The organism is Flavobacterium gillisiae (assembly GCF_900107635.1).
GTDB lineage: Bacteria > Bacteroidota > Bacteroidia > Flavobacteriales > Flavobacteriaceae > Flavobacterium > Flavobacterium gillisiae.
In genome coordinates this window covers 185,155-205,773 of record NZ_FNRD01000006.1, presented here as the reverse complement: position 1 = coordinate 205,773, position 20,619 = coordinate 185,155, and the positions used below count along the sequence as shown (strand labels likewise).

Annotated in this window: 17 protein-coding genes; 1 reads left to right on the top strand and 16 read right to left on the bottom strand. The window is 34.8% G+C overall.

Going from position 1 to position 20,619, the window contains the following annotated elements:
* Nucleotides 1-56: 56 nt before the first annotated feature.
* The 4 genes from BLV35_RS10225 to BLV35_RS10210 all read right to left on the bottom strand — a co-directional run bounded on the left by BLV35_RS10225 (nt 57) and on the right by BLV35_RS10210 (nt 4,264).
* Complete coding sequence (locus tag BLV35_RS10225; RefSeq protein WP_091089101.1) at nt 57-455, bottom strand: response regulator; 399 nt, start codon at nt 453-455, stop codon at nt 57-59.
* The gene (locus BLV35_RS10220) at nt 439-1,872 is read right to left on the bottom strand and encodes a sensor histidine kinase (RefSeq protein WP_091089097.1); all 1,434 of its coding nucleotides are present in this window, start codon (nt 1,870-1,872) and stop codon (nt 439-441) included. The genes BLV35_RS10225 and BLV35_RS10220 overlap by 17 nt, the downstream gene beginning before the upstream one ends.
* Nucleotides 1,873-2,160: 288 nt before the next feature.
* Entirely contained in the window at nt 2,161-3,099 is a 939-nt protein-coding gene (locus tag BLV35_RS10215; RefSeq protein WP_091089094.1) for a mevalonate kinase family protein, read from the bottom strand.
* A gap of 58 nt (nt 3,100-3,157) precedes the next feature.
* Nucleotides 3,158-4,264: a diphosphomevalonate decarboxylase gene (locus tag BLV35_RS10210; RefSeq protein WP_091089091.1), complete on the bottom strand. Its 1,107-nt coding sequence runs from the start codon at nt 4,262-4,264 to the stop codon at nt 3,158-3,160.
* A 110-nt stretch (nt 4,265-4,374) separates the two neighbouring features.
* Between BLV35_RS10210 and BLV35_RS10205 the strand changes: the two genes are divergently transcribed.
* A complete protein-coding gene (locus BLV35_RS10205; RefSeq protein WP_091089088.1) occupies nt 4,375-4,851 on the top strand; it encodes a TspO/MBR family protein in 477 nt (158 codons plus the stop codon).
* A 31-nt stretch (nt 4,852-4,882) separates the two neighbouring features.
* Here BLV35_RS10205 and BLV35_RS10200 read toward each other — a convergent pair whose 3' ends face one another.
* The 12 genes from BLV35_RS10200 to BLV35_RS10145 form a co-directional block, all read right to left on the bottom strand.
* Nucleotides 4,883-5,626, bottom strand: a complete 744-nt coding sequence (locus BLV35_RS10200) for a hypothetical protein (RefSeq protein WP_091089085.1) — start codon at nt 5,624-5,626, stop codon at nt 4,883-4,885.
* Between the two features lie 63 nt (nt 5,627-5,689).
* Nucleotides 5,690-6,418 carry a hypothetical protein gene (locus tag BLV35_RS10195; protein ID WP_091089082.1) on the bottom strand — a complete coding sequence of 243 codons (729 nt, stop codon included), beginning with the start codon at nt 6,416-6,418 and terminating at the stop codon, nt 5,690-5,692.
* Nucleotides 6,419-6,607: 189 nt separating this feature from the next.
* Nucleotides 6,608-7,816, bottom strand: coding sequence for a BaiN/RdsA family NAD(P)/FAD-dependent oxidoreductase (locus BLV35_RS10190; RefSeq protein ID WP_091089078.1), 1,209 nt, complete (start codon nt 7,814-7,816; stop codon nt 6,608-6,610).
* Nucleotides 7,813-8,490, bottom strand: a complete 678-nt coding sequence (locus tag BLV35_RS10185) for a glycerophosphodiester phosphodiesterase (RefSeq protein ID WP_091089075.1) — start codon at nt 8,488-8,490, stop codon at nt 7,813-7,815. Before BLV35_RS10185 ends, BLV35_RS10190 begins: the two co-directional genes overlap by 4 nt.
* An 85-nt stretch (nt 8,491-8,575) precedes the next feature.
* Nucleotides 8,576-10,108, bottom strand: coding sequence for a flotillin family protein (locus BLV35_RS10180; protein WP_091089070.1), 1,533 nt, complete (start codon nt 10,106-10,108; stop codon nt 8,576-8,578).
* A 13-nt stretch (nt 10,109-10,121) separates the two neighbouring features.
* Nucleotides 10,122-10,679 (bottom strand): NfeD family protein, encoded by a 558-nt coding sequence (locus BLV35_RS10175; protein WP_091089065.1) that lies wholly within the window; start codon nt 10,677-10,679, stop codon nt 10,122-10,124.
* Between the two features lie 258 nt (nt 10,680-10,937).
* Complete coding sequence (locus BLV35_RS10170; protein WP_091089062.1) at nt 10,938-12,602, bottom strand: alpha-amylase family glycosyl hydrolase; 1,665 nt, start codon at nt 12,600-12,602, stop codon at nt 10,938-10,940.
* Nucleotides 12,603-12,654: 52 nt separating this feature from the next.
* Nucleotides 12,655-14,532: a glycoside hydrolase family 13 protein gene (locus tag BLV35_RS10165; RefSeq protein WP_091089058.1), complete on the bottom strand. Its 1,878-nt coding sequence runs from the start codon at nt 14,530-14,532 to the stop codon at nt 12,655-12,657.
* A gap of 214 nt (nt 14,533-14,746) precedes the next feature.
* Nucleotides 14,747-17,062 (bottom strand): glycoside hydrolase family 65 protein, encoded by a 2,316-nt coding sequence (locus BLV35_RS10160; protein WP_091089054.1) that lies wholly within the window; start codon nt 17,060-17,062, stop codon nt 14,747-14,749.
* A gap of 90 nt (nt 17,063-17,152) precedes the next feature.
* A complete protein-coding gene (gene pgmB, locus BLV35_RS10155) occupies nt 17,153-17,818 on the bottom strand; it encodes a beta-phosphoglucomutase (protein ID WP_091089050.1) in 666 nt (221 codons plus the stop codon).
* Complete coding sequence (locus tag BLV35_RS10150; RefSeq protein ID WP_091089048.1) at nt 17,811-19,340, bottom strand: MFS transporter; 1,530 nt, start codon at nt 19,338-19,340, stop codon at nt 17,811-17,813. Before BLV35_RS10150 ends, pgmB begins: the two co-directional genes overlap by 8 nt.
* A gap of 192 nt (nt 19,341-19,532) precedes the next feature.
* The gene (locus BLV35_RS10145; protein WP_091089043.1) at nt 19,533-20,564 is read right to left on the bottom strand and encodes a LacI family DNA-binding transcriptional regulator; all 1,032 of its coding nucleotides are present in this window, start codon (nt 20,562-20,564) and stop codon (nt 19,533-19,535) included.
* Between the last annotated feature and the right edge of the window lie 55 nt (nt 20,565-20,619).

The following is a 20,619-nucleotide window of genomic DNA, read 5'->3' as shown; positions in this document are numbered from 1 at the left end:
ATTATTTGGGTACCATAGGAGGAGATTTACTCTAATTAATACATTTTGGTGTTTGTTTAAAGGTCAAGGTGAATTAGGCTACTGAATTCTTTACAAGACAGTGGCTTGCTTAAAAGAGTTTTTACGTATTTGTTGTTTTGTGCTCTTATAATATCATTAGGGTCTAATGTTGAGGAAAGCATGAAAATTAAGGTCTCCTTTTTTATTTCATCACTTAATGTGTCAAACTTTGTAAGGAATTCAAATCCGTCCATTTCGGGCATTTTGATGTCAAGCAGAATAATTAACGATTTTTCAATATCTTTTTTATAATTAAGAAGCCATTCAATTCCTTCTTCGCCATTATTAACCGTAGTTATTTCAGTTAAATTTAGTTTCTTTTTTAGTAATTGGATGGTGACAATCTGGTCAATCACATTGTCATCAATTAACAAAATGTTATAGTTGACTTTCATATTGTTTTGGTAAGGTTATTGTAAACTTGCTTCCTGTATTAATTTTTGAATCTACGGTTATTAAACCATTAAGATTTTCAATGGCTTCTTTAACTATATATAGACCTAAGCCAGATCCATTGTTGTCGTTTGTTGTAACAAAAAACATCTCAAAAATTTTATCATGATACTTTTCGTTAATACCAAGGCCATTATCTTCAATTTCAATTTTGTAATAGTCTCCTTCACTGAAAGCTTTAATCGAAATAAACTGATTTTCTTTTTTTTGGTCAGCATATTTAAAAGCATTCGATAATAAATTATTAATAATTATTTTTAATTTCAGTTCATTACTATAGAGCTCATTAATTGCGAGTTCTCTTGTAATAGTAATTTGATTAGATTGTTTTGCATATTGATTTTGAGAGATAGCTTCTTCAATGATTTTACTCAAACTAACTAAGGTGATAGTTGTTTTTTGCTTTTTATTTCTAGAATAATCTATGATGTCTTTTATAAATTGATCTTGTTTGTTAAGACTTTCATCCATTAGATTTAAATAATCTTTAACTTGATGGATGTCGTCTTCTAATTTCATGACTTCTATTAATCCTTTTAAGGAGGAGATCGGTGCTCTAAGGTCGTGCGAGGCGCTATATACAAACTTGTCGAGCTCCTTATTCGCAATCATTAAATTTTTGTTTTTCTCGTCACTTTCTATCTTAGCACTTTTTAATTTATTTATCATTAAAGCGTAGTAAGTACTAACGCTACCAATGATTATAAGTGTTAAAAAGATATTGATTAAAAGCAAGTAATTTTTAATTGAACGTGTGCCTTCTCCTAGCGCATTAGAAAAGTCATTTTGATTTTTTGATAATGTTACGCTTAGAATATTAACCCTTTGTAAAATATCTTTTTTTTCATTTTGGGTTAATTTATTAGCACTAATTTTTCTATTTATTTCATTACCTAATGCGTGTAATTTTTCGATTGAATAATCGGCTTTTTCCCATTCATCGATTGCTTTTTTGAAGAAAGAAACAGTTTTAAAGTTATTAAAAAGCCATATCATCGCGTCTAAGTCTTTTTCGTCATTTCTTCCAGCCCTTAAGCCATCCTTAATCACTTCGATATCGCTATTATTAATCAATCCAATTCTTGCAGCACCATCTCCTTTAGAAACGCTTAATTCATTATTAAATGCTATCCAACTAGTGGAGTCTTTAGTGAAAAGATAAGTGATAAGATGTCGTGCTCCGTCTTTTTGAGCTTTTGAATAATGCGATTCTCCATTTACGTAAGCTCTAGATGCCGATAAGATTTTTATGGTGAAGTAGTTGGTAAAAATCAATAAAGAGCAAGAAAGCGTTACTATGGCCACCGGGGTGAAAATAGCATTCAGCTTAAGCTTTTTTAGAATGTTATTTTTAAGCATATAGGTTTTGTAGGTTGGGGCAAAAACAACAAGAGCTTAAATGTAGGTGGTTTTTTTATTGTAATGTGTTTTTTGTCTATATTTTTATAAGGAGAATAACCTATTTTTAAAATAAAGAATACTTTTGAGTAAGCACATGAAAATCATGACTTAATGAATGTGTTAAATTCATTTGATCGCTAGTTGTCAAAGTAGAACTGTAAGGCGCCAAAAACCATTTGTATGCAGTGGCTTTCTTACAGTTTTTATTGTAAAAAAGAGTTTGTAATAATAGAAGTGTTTTAGTTTTTAAAACTGGTATACCACTTCTAATTTATAGTCTTTCAAGGAAAGTTTTGCGCGTTCTAAATCTTCGGTAAAACCTAAGATATAACCACCTCCACCAGAACCACATAATTTTAAATAGTAGTCATTTGTATCAATTCCTTTTTGCCATATCGCATGAAATTGCTCTGGAATCATCGGTTTGAAATTATTCAAAACTACGCTTGATAATTTTTTAGTATTCATAAACAATGCTTTCATGTCTCCGCCAAGGAAGTTTTCTACACAAGCATCAGTATATTTTACAAACTGATTTTTTAACATCGTGCGGAAACCTTTGTCTTTTAGGTTTTCCATGAAGATACTAACCATAGGGGCAGTTTCTCCAACAATTCCAGAATCTAACAAAAACACAGCGCCTTTTCCATCCAAAATTTGATTTGGAATGCCAGTAGCTTCAATGTTATCTTTAGAATTGATTAAAATCGGTATGCTCAAATAGCTGTTTAAAGGATCTAATCCTGAGCTTTTTCCATGAAAAAAGCTTTCCATTTGAGAGAATATATTTTTTAATTGTAATAATTTCTCGCGAGTCAAATTTTCAAGAACAGTGATTTTGTCCTGAGCATATTTGTCATAGATAGCTGCTACTAGAGCACCACTACTTCCTACACCATATCCTTGTGGAATACTAGAGTCAAAATACATTCCAGTTTCGATATCACTTTTTAATTCAGTTAGATTAAAAGTTACCAACTCTGGTTGCTCATTTTGTAACGTTTCAAGATAATCAGCAAAACGTTTCAAACTTGCATTAGATGCAATCGCTTGAGGTGATGGGTCTTCATCTCTTTTCAATGCACCATTATAAAAATTATAAGGAATAGACAGCCCTTTCGAGTCACGAATAATTCCGTATTCTCCAAAGAGTAATATTTTTGAGTAAAATAAAGGTCCTTTCATTGATTTGATTGCTAGGTTATTGCTTAAAAATAGATTTGGTACGTAAAGATAGTAATTATTAAACTAATCGAATAGCTCCATTTCCAATTTCGTCACAAATGTACTGCCCATTTTGGCAAAAGCCAACTAATTCGTCCTTAATAAATTGTAAAACGATACCGCTAACGTTTTCGGGATACAAAACATGGACATTTGCTCCAGCATCAAGTGTAAAACACACTGGGATTTTAGTGTCATTTCGGAATTTCCAAATCGCATTAATTATTTGTAAGGTATTTGGTTTCATTAAAATGAAATACGGCATCGAAGTCATCATCATCGCATGTAAAGTCAGGGCTTCGCTTTCGACCACTTTAATAAATTCTTCTAAATTCCCACTTTCAAAAATGGCAGTCAGTTTGTCCAGGTTTTCATGCGCTTGCTCAAATCGTCTTTCGGCATACGGATGGGCATGCATCAAATCATGACCTACAGTGCTCGAAACTTGTTTTTCTCCTTTGTCTACTAATAGAATAGTATCTTGGAAATTCTTGAAATTGTCGTGAATGGCATTTGGAAATTCGACTCCGTATAAATCAGAGCTTCCTCCAATATTAGCTTGATTTCCCCAAACTACCACTTGTCCTTTTACGCTACGGCAAGCACTACCAGAACCCAAACGGGCGAGTAAGGATGCTTTTTGGTAAAAGTAAGCGTCAGTCATTTCAGGATTCAACGCTTTTTCGATGCTCATTAAGTTCATCGCTAAAGCCGCCATTCCTGAAGCAGATGAAGCAATCCCGGAACTATGTGGGAACGTATTTTCTGTATCAATAGTAAAATGATAGTCTTTCAAGAAAGGTAGGTAGATTTCAATTCGCTCTAAAAACTTTTGGATTTTCGGTTTGAAATCTTCTTTTGGTTTTCCTTCGAAAAGCAAATCAAAAGAGAATTTTCCATTTATTACAGTGAGCGGAGTCGAACTGTCTTTTTTGGCGAAAGCCAGTTTAGTAATAGTCTTACAATTGTTCAAGGTAAAACTCACTGATGGATTCGCCGGAATTTGATTGTCCTTTTTTCCCCAATATTTCACCAAAGCGATATTGCTAGGAGCGCTCCACTGGAACTCGCCACTTTCTATATTATGAGAATAAGCTTTTGGGATAAAATCGTTTGTTGTCAACATGAAATATAAAATTTACGCAAAGATACTTTTTTGCTATGATACTATGTGTTTAGATTTTAATTTTAAATATGCTGAAGTTTAACTATTTTTGACACAAATAGAAAACAAAAATGAATAAGCTTACCAAAATACTTACTGTTGTTGTTACCTGTCTTGCGATTGGTTATTTTTCTGGAAATTCGACTCGTTCCGCCATTTTAGATTGGTACCCAACATTGATAAAGCCAAGTTTCAACCCTCCAAATTGGATTTTTGCGCCAGTGTGGAGTATGCTATATATAATGATGGGAATTGCTGCGGGACTCGTTTGGGATCGTATCGATTTTGAAAAAGAAATAGTAAAAAAAGCCCTTATTGTTTTTGCAATACAATTGGCGTTAAATGCTTTATGGTCGTATTTGTTTTTTGGTTTGCACAACCCCATGTTAGCAGGATTAGAAATTATTGTTTTATGGTTGATGATTTATGAAACCTACCTTCAGTTTTCTAAAATTAATAAAATCGCTGGTTATTTATTCATACCGTATTTGGCTTGGGTAAGTTTTGCGATGGTGTTGAATGCAAGTATTTGGTGGTTGAATAAATAGTAAATAGGTTCTAAACCGCTAAAAAAATAAATTAGTTTTTTGAAGTAGCTATCTTTTTAAACTCCGCATTTTTGGCGAATAAGAAATCCATTGTACTAAGCGTATTATTGTTTGATGCAACTGTTTTTGATTTGGGATCTGCTTCACAAAACTGAAGAAAAAGCTCTATTTCATTAGGGTGTAGTTTTAAGGTTTCAAGATAGAATCTTTGATCATAGCTGTTTTTTGCTATTGTAGTAAATGCAGTTTCTGGAATCTCTTTTTCGACGTCCTTCTTTTCTTTTTTAAGTAGACCAGCAAGAAACCCTCCGATTCGAATTAAATTCAATCCTTTATTAATATTTAAATCGTCAATCATTGGCGGTTTTAAAATTTTATCAGCTCTTTCTGCCGTAATTTCATCTCTTTTTATTTGTTCAACTGCGACCCCAGCTGTTAATGTAGTCGCTTGAATATTTGTGATAACAACTTCCTCTAGCTCTTCTGCGTTTAGTTCTAATTCCACGATTGTTACCTTATTTTTAAGTGTTTCAGGGGTAATTGTTATTTTTTTAAGTTCGTGTTCTTTTGATACAAATACAAGAATATCATTTGTGTTTCCGGCGATTGAAAAATTACCATTTACATCTGAGACTGTAAGTGTTTTTGAGGTAGCGTTGATGACTTCGATTTTAGGAATGGAATAATTTTTAAATACGACTTTTCCTTTTATTATTTGCGAGAAGCTAGAAAGAGAAGCTAGAAAGAGAAGAATGCTGAGTAGTTTTAGTTTCATTTTGGCAGTGATAAGTTTTGCACTTCATTTGATCTATAAATAGATTTTAGTTGTAATAAAAAATCACAATTTTTTAAATGCTATATTTTTTTCGAACAAAAAATCCATTGTACTCAGTGTATTGTTGTTTGCTGCAACTATTTTTGATTTGGGATCTGCTTCACAAAACTGAAGAAAGAGCTCTATTTCATCAGCTTGTAGTTTTAAGGTTTCCAGATAGAATTTTTGGTCATAGCTATTTTTTGCTATTGTTGAAAATTCAATTTCAGGAAGCGCTTTTTTGACTTCTTCTTTTTCTTTTACGAACAGACTAACAATCATACCGCCAATTCGCATAAGATCCATTCCGTTTTCGATGGTGCCTGTGTAAACTCCGTTTACTTTTGTAGCTCCTGCATTTTTTTCTAATGTATATTGATCGAGTTTGTCTTGTTCCCACTTTTCATCTTTGCTTATTTTTATAGATGGCATATTGGTAATAAGAACTTCGTTTAATTCTTCTGCTTTTAGAATTAGCTCAACGTCTAATTCATCATTAGTGAATAGCTTAGGATTTAGTATAAGTTTTTTTACCTGATGTTCTTTAGATACAAATACAAGCGCGTCATTCGTTTTTGCAATAATTGAAGACTCCCCATTTGCATCAGTAACTGTAAGTGCTTTTGTGTTTGCATTGATGACTTCGACTTTAGGAATTACATAATTATTACATAGAACCTTCCCTTTAATTGTTTGTGAGAAGCTAACTTGGGAAGTGAATAAAATTAGTGTACTGAGTAGTTTTACTTTCATAGGTTTCGAATCTAATAACTTGATAGTAAAATTATTAGATTCGTCTTAATGAAAACTTATTAAATATGTAAATTCTTGTTAATTGATTGTTTTTGTATGAATTATGGGAGTGCAGAAAAGAATGTAGCTACTAAACTTTTCTGTAAGTTTTATTTCCATAAGCTGGGACTGAATATTGAGCAATGATCACTAAATCCCATTCGCCAATATAAAACCACTCGTCCACGCATTCTGGAAGTTAAATCCACCTGTTATTGCATCGATATTTACAATTTCCCCAGCAAAATAAAGGTTTTCATGCAATTTGCTTTCCATAGTTTTAAAGTTGATTTCTTTTAAATCAATTCCGCCGGCAGTGACAAATTCTTCTTTAAAAGTACTTTTTCCATTCACTTGAAAAGTTCCGTTTGTCAATTGATTTGATAAGTTTTGCAATTGCACTTTCGATAAATCTGCCCACTTGGTTTCGGCTTCAATTCCGGAGGCAAGTACCAGACTTTCCCACAAACGGTTTGGGAAATCAAAATGTGATTTCTTAGAAACTGCTTTTTTGGCGTGTTCCTGTTTTAAGTCTTTTAGTATTTTTTCGGCTTCAGTGGATTCAACATCATTCAGCCAATTTACAAATATGGTAAACTGATAATTTTTGTCATGTAAGATTCTTGCTCCCCAAGCTGATAATTTCAAAACTGCAGGGCCGCTCATTCCCCAATGCGTAATTAATAATGGACCTGTGGAAGTCAGTTTAGTGTCTTTTACTTTCACGGTAACTTGTGCCGCCACACCAGGTAATTCCTTTATGCGAGAATCTTTAATGTTGAAGGTAAATAGGGAAGGGACTGGGCTTACAATTGCGTGGCCATAGGTCTGTAGCATTTCCCAAATTTTAGGGTTGCTTCCAGTTGCTAATATTAATTTTTCAGCGATATAGTTTTCGTTTTGGGTTTCTATTTTCCAAAGAGCCTCTTTCTTAAAAATAGATTGCACGCTTTGTCCTGTTAAGACTTCAATTCCTAATTTTTGAGTTGCAGTAAGGAAACATTCGATAATAGTTTGCGATGAATTAGAAACGGGAAACATACGTCCGTCGTCTTCAATTTTGAGTTCCACACCATGTTTCTCAAACCATTCTATGGTGTCTCCAGAACAAAATTGATGAAAAGGACCACGCAATTCTTTTTCCCCACGAGGGTAATATTTCACCAATTCGTTGGGCTCAAAACAAGCGTGCGTTACGTTACAGCGTCCTCCACCAGAAATGCGGACCTTTTGCAGTACTTCGGCACCACGTTCTAGGATAGCTACTTTTAATTTGGGGTTTTTCTCTACAATATTGATTGCAGTAAAAAAACCTGCTGCTCCACCACCTACTATTATTATGTCAAAATTTTGGTTCATATTCTATCTGGAAAATCGCTGATGATTCCGTTTACGTTAAATGATTTTATTTTTTTTATGTCTTCGGGCTCGTTAACCGTCCAAGGGAAAACTTCGAATCCTTTTTCCTGTAATTGTGCCGTATTTTCGGCGGTCAACAGATGATGATAAGGATGAATTGATTTGGCCTGAATAAATTTGGCGAAAGCCACAGCCAGATCTAAATCCGTTTCAGTTAGTACACCAATGCGTATCTCCCAATTCAGGAGAGCAACTTGTTGCAAGGCCGTCCAATCAAAACTGGAAACTACGAATTGGCTGTAATTCCAATTTTTTTCTGCAATGAATTTTTCGATTAAATCAACTACTTTATCTGCAGTGTCGTAGCTTTTCAATTCAATATTAACATCACAGCGTTGATCGATAAGGTTTAATACTTCGGTTAAAGTCGGGATGCATTGGCTCTTTTCAATCTGGAATCGCTTCAGTTCTGGAAGTGAGAATTGGTTTACGGCCCCTTTTCCATTAGTAGTTCGGTCAATGGTCTCGTCATGTATGACCATTATTTCACCATCTGAACTTAAATGTACGTCCAATTCAATTCGATCGACATGTAGGTCAATTGCTTTTTGGAAACCAATAAGGGTATTCTCCGGTTCATAACCTCTAGCGCCACGATGACCTATTTTTAGCATTGGATTGATTTTTTACAAAGGTAACATAAATAAAAAACCCCAAATACAAATTGATGCATTTGGGGTTTCTAAATTAAAAAAGAAATTATTTTTGCTCTTCAGTAGGTGTGTTGATTTCATTTGAAGTAGCGGATTTAGCTTCTTCAGGTTTATCATCGCCTTTTAAATAGGTTGGCAAGTTTAATCCAGCCATATTGAATAGGTCATTTAAAGGAGGGACGGTTTTCATCATACCAGCAACAAAGTTTGCAGTTGAACCTGCTCCGTTATCTCCGTTATTTCCAGAATCCCAAACGGTAATTTTATCAATTTTAATGTTTTTAACCGCTTCTACTTGAGTTCTAACTAATTCAGGTAGTTTTTCAATTAATAATAATTGGAACGCTTTTGTTGGGTCACCACCGGCAGCACTTACCACTTCACGATACCCTTCAGCTTGTTTGGTCAAAATTTCATATAAACCTTTTGCTTCCGCTTCCATTTTTGCAAAGATGGCATCAGCCTCCCCTTTTGCTAATTCTCTTGTTTTTTCAGCTTCTGCTTGGGCATCAATAATTGCTTTTTGTTTTGCGATTTGAGCAGGGATAACGACATTGGCATTTTGTGTAGAACGTTCTCTTTCGGCACGAGCGTCCTCTGCTTTTTGCTCCGCTACATAAGACTCTTCTAATGCTTTTGCACTTTGTACTTTTTCAGATGCTAAAGCAGTTCTCAATGCTTCTGCTTCACGCTCACGACGAGTTGCTTCTGATTGTGCAATGGCAATTCTAGCTTCATTTTCCCCTTTAATTGCAACCGCATTGGCTTCCGATGTTTTTACACGAGTATCTCTTTGAGCTTCTGCTTTACCAATACTTTCATCTTTAAAAGCAGCAGCGATACTTACTTCTCTATCTTTATTAGTAATAGCAATTTTCACATCACGATCTCTATGAGTTTCAGCAATTTGAACGTCTTTCTCACGATCAGCCATTGCTTTTCCTGTTTCTCCAATTTTTTCTTGTTCTGCAACCGAAATTTTTGCTTCGTTTATTGCTTTTGCAGCAGCTTCTTTTCCTAAAGCTTCAATATATCCAGATTCATCTTTGATATCCGTAACGTTAACGTTGATTAATTTTAAACCAATTTTCTTTAATTCAGAATCAACATTTTTCGAAATATTCTCTAAGAATTTATCTCTATCAGAGTTAATTTCTTCAATGGTCATTGTTGCAATAACTAAACGTAACTGACCAAATAGAATATCCTTTGCTAGCTCTTGAATTTGCTCAGGAAGTAAGCCTAATAAACGTTCTGCAGCGGTATTCATACTTTCTGATTCAGTAGAAATAGCTATGGTGAAACGGCAAGGAACATCGACACGAATGTTTTGACGCGATAATGCATTCGTTAAATTGGCATCAATAGAAAGAGGTTTTAAATCTAAGTATTGATAATCTTGAACAACGGGCCATATAAAAGCACCACCACCATGTATACATTTAGCAGAAGTTCCGCCTGTACGACCATAAATAACAAGAATTTTATCTGAAGGACATCTTTTGTAACGAGAAATAAGCGTTAGAAAGGTTACAAAAACAACAAATACGGCAACAACAATAATAATAATTTCAGTCATGGTTTAGTTTAATTTAATTTTTTTCTACAATTAATAAGTTGTTTTCTATGGCAACTACTTTCACGGCAGTACTGGAAGGGATTTTTTCAGTTGAAAGAGTCATGGCGTCTAATTCATGAATTGCTCCATTTACGCTAATTAATACTTTTCCTTTTCCTGATTTTGACTCGGGAATAGTTAAGTAGACTTGTGCAGTTTTGCCTAGCGTGTTTTCAAGCTTAAAGCTATTGTTTTCAGATAGTTTTAAAATTTGTTTGATTAAGAAGAAGAAAATGGCGACAAATAGTAATCCAACTAAAACGGAAACAATAATTAATATCGTTTTGTTTTCTATGGAATTATAAAATGAAATTCCAGTCCAACTAAAACCTAATAGAAAGTTGATTAAGTTACGTAAAGTAAAGATTTCAAATGGTAAATCAACGTCTCCAGTGTCAGAGTCCATGTCAGTTTCTCCGTCACTTAAACCAATAAATGTCATAATGGTTTGGAGTCCAAAAAATAAGCTTACAGGCAACGCAATGTACCAGAAAGCTTTGAGTAGGGGTTCGTAGTTTTCTAAAAAGTTCATAGTTTAGGTTTAGTTGTACTAATTAGACGACAACTTTACAAAAAGTTACAGCGGGATAGAAATAAAAATAATGACTGTGAATTATTACAATGAGATCTTAAATTAAATGTTTGTCAAAGCTATGTTAGGGATGCAAATCTACTGCAAGACCTAATGAAAAAAAACACTTCTTTATAATTAAGGTCGAATGGGTTTTTTAAGCAGTGATAGGTAAGTAATTCATTCGATTCTAAACTTAACCTAAAAGTATATAACTATTTATCTTTTTTCTAATAGTACGATGTCAAAATCAGTTTTGATTTTAATTCTACCTTTTTTGACTTCAACGATTTTACCAGAATAGGCGTCTCTAAGTCGGGTTCCATCTGCGAATACAGCTGATACTTCTATGACTTTTCTACCGATAGGCAAATCTAATCCAACGAAGACTTGGTCTTTATAGGCTCCTTTAGAATACGTTCTTGAAAAAGTATAGGGTTGCGCTGAAATTTCCTTGTGTATACCAGCACCTATTGCAGGGTGGTTTTTACGAAATGTCCCCAGTTTTCTCCAATGTGCAAGAGTCTTTTTAGTTTGTGGATTAGTTTTAATGGCATCCCAGTTCATAAAAGAACGTAAGGTCGCGTCACCTTGAGTTCCTTCAATTACTAAAGAACGGGCGCTTTCATCACCGTAATACACTTGAGCAACACCCGGAGAGAGTAATAGTTTTGTAGCTGTTTCGATGCTTTTGGTTCTTTTAGCGTCAAATGGACCGCCGTCATCATGAGACGATAAATAATTCAAAACACTATATCCTTTCAATTCGCCATTTAGAATTGTAGAATATTTTGAGAATATAAATTCATAATCTTTTTGGGCATCATATTTAAACTCAAAATTGATCATGTTGTTAAAACCATTTTCGAAATAGTTCACTTTTTTATCTCCAAAATCAAAATTCTTACCAGCACTGATATTATAATTGTAAACTTCGGCGATGGTGTAAAAAGGATTGTTGTCTAATACTTTTGTTGGATTGTTTTTCTTCCAAGTGGCGAAAGCATAATCGCTTTGGGTTTTGAAATCAGCCCAAACACTTTCTTCAGTATGTTTTACCGTATCGGCACGGTATCCGTCAATTCCATATTCAGTAATATAATCTGTTAACCATTTAATAATATAATAACGAGGCGTTTTTGGATAGCCAGTTCGTTTGAAGAAAGCGTCTAATTCTGTCATTTCCTGTTCGTAACGTCCTTCTTTTTTCCATTTTTCGATTAAAAAAGGAGGGAGGTCAACGTTTTGCGTGCTCTCGGTTCTAATATCCGGAAGATTGGCCACTAGAGTACATTCCGTAGTGTTTTGGTAATTCTTATAATCACAAACGGGGCTGGTGCGCACCCAGTAATTTGGCCAGGCAATATCAGTATCTGTAACTGGGCCAGTATGATTAATTACGCCGTCCAGCACAATCCTGATTCCGTGAGCATGTGCTTTTTTGACTAAGTTAGCCAAGTCTGCTTTTGTTCCAAAGTTGGGATCTAAAGCCGTCCAATCTTTAGCCCAGTAACCGTGAAAGCCATAGCTTAATCCAGTTCCTTCATCTACAGCATCATGAATTTGTTCCACTATTGGTGTAAACCAAATGGCATTGATTCCTAATTTATCGAAATAGCCTTCGTCAATTTTTTTTGTGATTCCTTTAATATCGCCTCCTTCAAAACCACGCAGTTTTCCAGAGGTTTTAGTTCTGTCAAAATTGAGGTCATTTGATTTGTCTCCATTATTGAAACGATCTGTCATTAAGAAATAGACAGAAGCTGCTTCCCAAACAAAGGGCACTTTTTTCTTTGGTTTTTTTAGAGAAACTGATTGAGTCGTTGTGCAACTCACAAAAAAAGATAGAGTTAATAGTAGAAGTAGGCTGGTATATTTTTTCATTATTGTTGAACTGATTTTGTAGATGTATTTGTTACATCTGTTTTGATATGTTTTATTTTAATTCTAAAATTACAACCGACTTTGCTTCCAAGCTAATTTCGGTAGAGATTTGGAAAGTCAAGTCTGTTAAAACGTTTTTGGCCGTTGTGAACTCTTTTATATTTTCCTTAAAACGAGCGGTATTCATCGTTTGATTCTCGTTGCTATTGTTCATTATAATCATAACCGTTTTTTTATCAGTATATCTAAAATAGACGTAGACGTTGTTTTCAGGAATGTAGTGCGTCATTTTTCCGAAATGTACCGCTTCATTCGTTTTTCTCCATTGGAACAATTTAGATGTAAAGTCAAAATATTCATTTTGATATGAAGTACGGCCTTCTTTCGTAAAAGCATTGTTTTCATCGCCTATCCAGCCTCCGGGGAAATCTTGGCGTATGTCAGCATCTCCTTTGTCTTTATCTCCGCCCATTCCTATTTCGCTACCGTAATACAATTGTGGAATCCCGCGGACAGTAGCTATTAAAGCCATGGTCATTTGGTATTTTCTAAAATCATTTTGATAGACGTGATTGATGCGGTTGGTATCATGATTTTCGGCAAAAACCATAATACTATTGATGTTTGGATATAAAAAATCATTAGCGAAATTGTCATATACTTTTACCATTCCTTTGTCCCAACTTCCGTCATCTTCATTGAAAACAGTACCAATGGCATCGTGTAAAGTAAAATCCATAACACTTGGGAGGTACGAATTGTAGTTTTGTATAGCACCAATTTTACTGTCTTTTTGCCAATAAGCCATTTGGGCTTGATCGTGCATCCATATTTCCCCTACAATATTGAAATTAGGGTATTCATCAGTGATGGCTTTTGTCCAAGATGCAATTCCAGCGGGGTCAGAATAGTTATAAGTGTCGACTCTGAAGCCGTCTAGATTTGCATATTCGATCCACCAAATAGCATTTTGTTTGAGGTAGTTTAGTACCAAAGGATTCGATTGGTTTAAATCAGGCATGGATGGAACAAACCAACCATCAAGACAGATTTCAGTATCTATTTTAGAAGCATTAATGTCGCTTATCGTTGAGCGTTTGTGATTTGTTTGGGTATAGTTTTCAAATTGATGAATCCAATCCTGTGTGGGTAAATCATTCATCATCCAATGTTCAATTCCCCAATGATTAGTAACATAGTCCATTACTAGTTTCATGTCTCTTTTATGCATCTCAGAGGCCAATCGCACGTAGTCTTCATTAGTCCCATAACGAGGGTCAATTTTATAGACGTCAGATTGCGCATAGGTATGATACGAAAACGCTTTGTCGTTGTCCTCGCAAAGAGGCGTGCTCCAAATTGCAGTCGCTCCAAGAGAGGAAATATAATCTAAGTTATTTATTATCCCTTGAATGTCTCCACCGTGTCTTCCTCCGGGTAGATCACGATTGTATTTTTCTACAGTTGCGCTATTGCTGTCATTTTTAGGGTTACCATTAGCAAAACGATCGGGCATGATAAGGTACATCATATCTGATGCGTCAAAACTTTTACGCTCTGCTGATTTTTCTCTTCTTTTCTTTATGCTGTATTTATGTGTAAAAGCAATTTGATTTTTGTTTCTGAACGAAAAGATGATTTCGGTAGCAGCAACATTTTTAGTGTTAATGGTAACAAATAAATAATTCGGGTTTTCCGTTTTCCTTAGGTTGGTGATGGCAATGGAATTTGAAGCTGTGACTTCATATTGCGCTATGTTTTTACCATAAAACATAATCTGTACTTCTGGATTATGCATTCCGGCATACCAAAAGGGAGGTTCGACCCTGTCAATTTGTGCATTTATGGTTAGAGACATAAAAAAAAGGATTATGGGAATGATTTTTAAAAAAGATATGTTTCCCAGTGAAATCGAGGTAAATTTATTCATATTTAAGCACATAATGATTACGATTAGATTTTTTTCAGACAATTAAAGTTGTGGATGTCACTACTTGAAGTGCTTGCGTTATTCTCTTTTTATTGATATCAGATCTTGAAGTACAACTTAAATCAATTAAACAATCCCAATGAATATTGGGATTGTTTGTTAGCCACAGTGGACTTGTAATTAAGTGAAAGAATTGTCTACAAGTTCTTTACAGTTAATTTTGTGATACAGCAATCGGGCTGTTTGGCGATACGGTAATATTTTTTCCGTTTACTACAATAGCTAAATCTGTAGTTCCATCTACTGAAAAAGTAGTTTCGATATGAGTGATTGCTACTTTTATAATCTGATTTCTAAAATTAATTTTAAAGGAGTATCCTTCCCATTCTTTAGGGATTTTTGGAGAGAAATTAAGGGTGTCGTTTTTCACGCGCATTCCCCCAAAACCTTCAACAATACTCATCCAGGTTCCAGCCATAGAAGTGATGTGACAGCCTTCTTCAACCTCTTTATTATAGTCATCTAAATCTAAACGGGATGTTCTTAAGTAAAAAGTATACGCCATCTCCATCTTATCTAATGAAGCCGCTTGTATAGAATGTACACATGGAGAAAGTGAACTTTCATGCACGGTAAAAGATTCATAAAATTCAAAGTTGCGTTTCAATTCCTCTTTAGTGAAATGCTCTTCAAAGAAATAAAAACACTGTAATACATCAGCTTGTTTGATATAAGGCGAACGCAATACTCGATCCCAAGACCATTTTTGGTTAATTGGTCGTTGTGCGGGATCCAAATCTTTTACTGGAACTAAGTCTTTGTCTAAAAAACCATCTTGTTGTAAGTATACACCCAATTCTTTAGAGACTGGAAAGTACATGTTATCAGCTACTTTTTTCCATTCCTTTAGTTCAGATTCAGCCAGCTTTGTTTTTTCAATAATTCGTTTGTGGTCTGATGGGAATTCCAATGAAACTCTCTGAAGTTGTTCATACGTATAATCAATACACCATTTTGCAATATAATTAGTATAGAAATTATTGTTTATGTTGTTTTCATATTCATTAGGTCCCGTAACCCCTAAGATTACATACTGATTTTTATCTTTAGAGAAATTAGCTCTTTGATGCCAGAAGCGTGCAATACCAATTAATACTTCCAATCCTTTTTCAGGAATATAAGAGTAATCACCAGTAAAACGATAGTAGTTAAAAATAGCAAAGGCGATCGCACCATTTCTGTGAATTTCTTCATGTGTGATTTCCCATTCATTATGGCACTCTTCACCATTCATGGTGACCATTGGATATAGAGCTGCTCCGTTTTTAAAGCCTAAATTATTTTGGGCATTTTCAATTGCTTTATCCAACTGGTTGTAACGGTAAGTCAATAAATTACGCGCTACTTGTTGGTCTTTTGTAGCCATATAAAATGGAATACAATAAGCCTCAGTGTCCCAATACGTTGATCCACCATATTTTTCGCCAGTAAATCCTTTTGGACCAATATTCAATCGGCTGTCTTTACCTAAGTAGGTTTGGTTTAGTTGAAAAATATTGAAACGAATTCCTTGTTGTGCTTTTACGTCGCCTTCAATGGTGATGTCTGACATCTCCCAGATTTTTGACCAAGCTTCTTTTTGGTCTTCCAATAATTGATCGTAGCCTAAAGCTAAAGCAGCTTGTATTGCTTTCTCAGCAGCAGCTTGTGTATTGGTGTGGTTTAGCGAAACAGTGTATCCTCCTATTTTTTGAATAGAAGAGGTCTTTCCTTGTGCTACTATTGCTGCATAAATACTCTGAATCTTATCAGTCGTTGTATTAAAATTTGTAGGTGAAAGGTTTAAGTTTTTGCCGTTTTCTAAAATGCTGTTTTGCATAAAAGTAGTCACTTTAAAATGCGTCTTAAACGTTTGTGCTGTTACAAATGCTTCGTTACCGGTGTGTTTTACTTCAAGCGGTTCCCAGAATTTTTCATCCCAGTTAGCATCTTCGTTAGTAACACCAGCATCAATATAGGGTTTGTAGACGATTTTTGCGTCCTTATTTAAAGGAGTGATTTCATAATTGATGATTCCTACTTCGTCTAAATCTAGAGCAAGAAAACGCACCACATTGACAGCGATTTCAGTTCCGTTTTTTAATTTTGCTTCAAAAGAACGACTGTACCAACCTTCTTTCATATTCAATTCACGACGAAAGTTTTTTATTTCGGTACAGGTATTCAAGTCGAAAGTCTCATCGTTTATTTCGATTTCAATCCCAATCCAGTTTGGAGCATTTAAAACTTTGGCAAAATATTCAGGATAGCCATTTTTCCACCATCCCACTTTAGTTTTATCCGGATAATAAATTCCTGCAATATAACTTCCCTGAAAAGTTTCGCCTGTATAATTTTCTTCAAAATTAGCGCGTTGTCCCATCGCACCGTTACCAATGCTAAAAAGGCTTTCAGAGGACTTTACGCTTTCTGTATCAAATCCTTCTTCAATGATGGACCAATTGTCTGGTTTTATGTAATCTTGGTTCATTTTGTTTTAATTAGATCATTAGGCAATTATAAAATTGCTTAATTGGTTTTATAATTTATTCGAAATTTTGAGAATTATCTCGTTCTCTAATTAATTCGTTTTCTTGTTTATTAAAGACTCTATAAAGCTTTCTTCTATATGGGTAAAATCCTCAAATATGTATTTTGCTTCAAATAAAACAGATTCTTCTCCAATTCCGATACTTGTCATTTTTCCAATATTGGCTGCCTGAACTCCTGCCACAGAATCTTCAAAAACAATCGCGTTCTCAGGACTAACGTCTAGTAATTTAGCTGCAATTAAGAATACTTCTGGATCCGGTTTTGCATTCGAAACATCATTTCCATCCACAACAACATCAAAGTAATGTCTGATTCCGGTTTTCTCTAAAATAGGCCTAGCATTTTTGCTGGCTGATCCTAAAGCAATCGGTTGGTTTTTTTCTTTTAAGTAATGTAGCATTGATAGAACACCTGGCAGTAGTTCACTTTGATCCATATCGACTAAGTACGATAGGTACTCTTCGTTTTTTTGGATCAACCATCTGTTTTTGTCTTCTTGCGAAGCTTCTACTTTTCCTAATTCTAAAATAATATCAAGAGAGCGTACTCGGCTTACGCCTTTCAATAGCTCGTTGTTTTCTAATGTGAAATCAATATTTAATTCATTTGCAATTTTTTGCCACGCTAAGAAATGATATCTGGCGGTGTCAACAATTACTCCGTCAAGGTCGAAGATGAATGCTTTCTTATTCATTTATTATAATTTTTGATTCGTCATTAATGGTAAGAGAAATAATTCCGGCAAGAATCATGGAAACTCCACCAATTAAAAGTGCATAAATAGGTTCGCTGTTAAAAAATTTAGAAACTAAAAATCCTAAAATAGAAGCAGCTACTAATTGTGGGATTACGATAAAGAAGTTAAAAACTCCCATGTAATAGCCCATTTTGTTAGAAGGTAATGAACCGGATAACATTGCGTAAGGTATAGACAGGATACTTGCCCAAGCAATTCCAACACCAATCATTGGAAGCCATTCCATCATAAAAACCGTTGGCTCCTGAATGAAGTAGATGGATATAAGGCCAAGTCCACCGCATACTAATGCAATAAAGTGCGTGAATTTTGTACTAGTATATTTTGCTAGTACCGGTAGTAAAAAGGCTGCTATTGCTGCAATTAAATTATAATTGGCAAACATTTCACCTACTTGATTCGCCCCCGTATTATACGTTTCAGAGGTTGTATCTGTCGTTCCATAAATATGTTGTGTAACCGCGAGAGTCGTGTAAATCCACATGGAGAAAAGCGCAAACCAAGAGAAAAATTGTACCCAGGCTAATTGCTTCATGATTTTTGGCATGAACTGGAAGTCATTCATGATGGTTACAAAGCCATTTTCGGTATTGTTGTTTTTTTGCATCATACCAGATACTAACATCGCTAATCCTCCTAAGCCAATAAGACCGAGAGCTAAAACATACAAGTCTTTCTTTAGATCGTATTCATAAATTGCGAATGAAAATAAGGCGCTTACAACAAGAAATAGTATTCCTTTTGTTAAATGCGATTTTCCGTTAGTAACGAACCACTCAGCAGAATGTTCTTCTTTTGTGAATGTTGTTTCTTTGTGTTTTTCAAAAGCTTCTAGTTCTTCAGGAGAATATTCTTTAGAAGTGATAACAGTCCATAACACCGTTGCAATAAATACGACTCCACCAAAGTAGAACGAGTATTTAACTGAATCGGGAATGATACCAAGCGGAGCGGTATTTTGAACTCCGAAATGAGTAAAGATTAATGGTAATTTTGATGCGAAGTAAGCGCCAATTCCGATAAAAAAACTTTGCATGGCAAATCCCATGGTACGTTGTTTTTCTGGAAGATTGTCTCCAACAAAAGCGCGAAATGGTTCCATCGAAACATTGATGGAAGCGTCCATGATCCAGAGCATCCCAGCTGCAAACCATAAAACGGGAGAATTGGGCATTATAAATAATGCTGCCGATGCTAAAATTGCACCCGCTAAAAAGTAGGGTTTTCTTCGTCCTAATTTTGTCCAGGTCCTGTCTGAAAAATAACCAATTATAGGTTGGATAATTAAGCCCGTCATAGGAGCGGCAACCCATAAAATTGGGATGTCGTCAATGTTAGCACCTAAAGTCTGAAATATTCTACTGACATTCGAATTTTGCAAGGCAAAACCCATTTGAATTCCCAGAAACCCGAAACTCATGTTCCAAATTTGCCAGAAACTTAATTTACGCTTCTCCATTATCGTAATTTATATATTAACGATAAGCGCTATGCTTATCAAAACTTAACTTATTTTCGAAGTAAAAGTAAAAGCGTTGACTGGGTAAATATAAAAATTTATTTCAATCTTTTATTTTTTCGATACGAATAAAAAGCAACTTTTTTAACTACAAGGTTGTAGTAATGAATAAAATAGGAAAATATCTAAGTTCTAAGCTTGGTAGGTAGATTCCCTTTCGATAAGATGGGTTTCAATTACTTCAGTTTTATAATTTTCTTCTTCTAGATGTTCGTCTTCCAGTTCCAGTCTGTCAATCAGCATTTTTGCCGCTCTATTGCCCATTTTTTTTCCACTTTGACTTACGGTTGTAATAGTAGGAGTAGAGTATTTAGAAATAATTCCATCTGTAAATGCGATTACAGCCAGGTCTTTAGGGACATTCACTCCCATTTTGTTTGCGGCTTTAATACTTGTGACGGCAAAGAGTTCGTTTACGGCAAAAACGGCATCGATAGCTTTGTCTTCTAGTAGTTTACCAATGATGATTTCGCAAGTATCTACATCTTCAATTTTAATGATTAAATCCTCATTAAAAGGAATTCCATTGTCTAGTAAGGCTTTAGTGTAGCCATCTGTTCTTAGTTTACCTACACTTACATAATCGACGGTGGTAACCAAGGCTATTTTTTTTCTGCCTTTGTCGATAAGGCTTTGGACTGCTTCGTAAGCTGCCAGTTTATCGTCAATAATCACTTTGTCACACAGGATTTCATTAGAAACTCTGTCAAACATAACGACTGGCATTCCTTGATCTATTACTTCTGAAATGTGGTGGTAATCGCCTTTAAACTGGGTTTCTTTCGATAGGGACATGATAAAGCCATCAATGCTTCCATTAGCAAGCATTTCCATGTTAAGAACTTCTTTATCAAACGAATCGTCAGATAGCGTGATGATAACACTGTATCCATTTTCATTTGCTACTTGTTCTATTCCATTGATGACCGTGGAGAAAAAATAATGGACAATCTCTGGTATAATAATTCCTATGGTTTTTGTTTTTCGGTTCTTTAAACTTAAGGCAATGTTGTTGGGTCTATAGTTGTAGAACTTAGCAAAAGCCTGCACTTTTAATCGGGTATCTTCTCCGATTTCCAAGCTATTTCTTAATGATTTTGAAACTGTAGAGATTGAAACGTCAAGTTCTTTAGCAATTTGTTTAAGCGTTACTTTCCTTTTCATAGAGATGGAATTTATTTTTTAGTGGTCAGATGTAGTATCGCTGTTTTATTTTTTG

What these genes read in the sequence shown, in the direction of transcription:
- BLV35_RS10225 (WP_091089101.1), bottom strand. Translation starts at nt 455, where the DNA reads ATGAAAGTCAACTATAACATTTTGTTAATTGATGACAATGTGATTGAC.
- BLV35_RS10220 (WP_091089097.1), bottom strand. Translation starts at nt 1,872, where the DNA reads ATGCTTAAAAATAACATTCTAAAAAAGCTTAAGCTGAATGCTATTTTC.
- BLV35_RS10215 (WP_091089094.1), bottom strand. Translation starts at nt 3,099, where the DNA reads ATGAAAGGACCTTTATTTTACTCAAAAATATTACTCTTTGGAGAATAC.
- BLV35_RS10210 (WP_091089091.1), bottom strand. Translation starts at nt 4,264, where the DNA reads ATGTTGACAACAAACGATTTTATCCCAAAAGCTTATTCTCATAATATA.
- BLV35_RS10205 (WP_091089088.1), top strand. Translation starts at nt 4,375, where the DNA reads ATGAATAAGCTTACCAAAATACTTACTGTTGTTGTTACCTGTCTTGCG.
- BLV35_RS10200 (WP_091089085.1), bottom strand. Translation starts at nt 5,626, where the DNA reads ATGAAACTAAAACTACTCAGCATTCTTCTCTTTCTAGCTTCTCTTTCT.
- BLV35_RS10195 (WP_091089082.1), bottom strand. Translation starts at nt 6,418, where the DNA reads ATGAAAGTAAAACTACTCAGTACACTAATTTTATTCACTTCCCAAGTT.
- BLV35_RS10190 (WP_091089078.1), bottom strand. Translation starts at nt 7,816, where the DNA reads ATGAACCAAAATTTTGACATAATAATAGTAGGTGGTGGAGCAGCAGGT.
- BLV35_RS10185 (WP_091089075.1), bottom strand. Translation starts at nt 8,490, where the DNA reads ATGCTAAAAATAGGTCATCGTGGCGCTAGAGGTTATGAACCGGAGAAT.
- BLV35_RS10180 (WP_091089070.1), bottom strand. Translation starts at nt 10,108, where the DNA reads ATGACTGAAATTATTATTATTGTTGTTGCCGTATTTGTTGTTTTTGTA.
- BLV35_RS10175 (WP_091089065.1), bottom strand. Translation starts at nt 10,679, where the DNA reads ATGAACTTTTTAGAAAACTACGAACCCCTACTCAAAGCTTTCTGGTAC.
- BLV35_RS10170 (WP_091089062.1), bottom strand. Translation starts at nt 12,602, where the DNA reads ATGAAAAAATATACCAGCCTACTTCTACTATTAACTCTATCTTTTTTT.
- BLV35_RS10165 (WP_091089058.1), bottom strand. Translation starts at nt 14,532, where the DNA reads ATGAATAAATTTACCTCGATTTCACTGGGAAACATATCTTTTTTAAAA.
- BLV35_RS10160 (WP_091089054.1), bottom strand. Translation starts at nt 17,062, where the DNA reads ATGAACCAAGATTACATAAAACCAGACAATTGGTCCATCATTGAAGAA.
- pgmB (WP_091089050.1), bottom strand. Translation starts at nt 17,818, where the DNA reads ATGAATAAGAAAGCATTCATCTTCGACCTTGACGGAGTAATTGTTGAC.
- BLV35_RS10150 (WP_091089048.1), bottom strand. Translation starts at nt 19,340, where the DNA reads ATGGAGAAGCGTAAATTAAGTTTCTGGCAAATTTGGAACATGAGTTTC.
- BLV35_RS10145 (WP_091089043.1), bottom strand. Translation starts at nt 20,564, where the DNA reads ATGAAAAGGAAAGTAACGCTTAAACAAATTGCTAAAGAACTTGACGTT.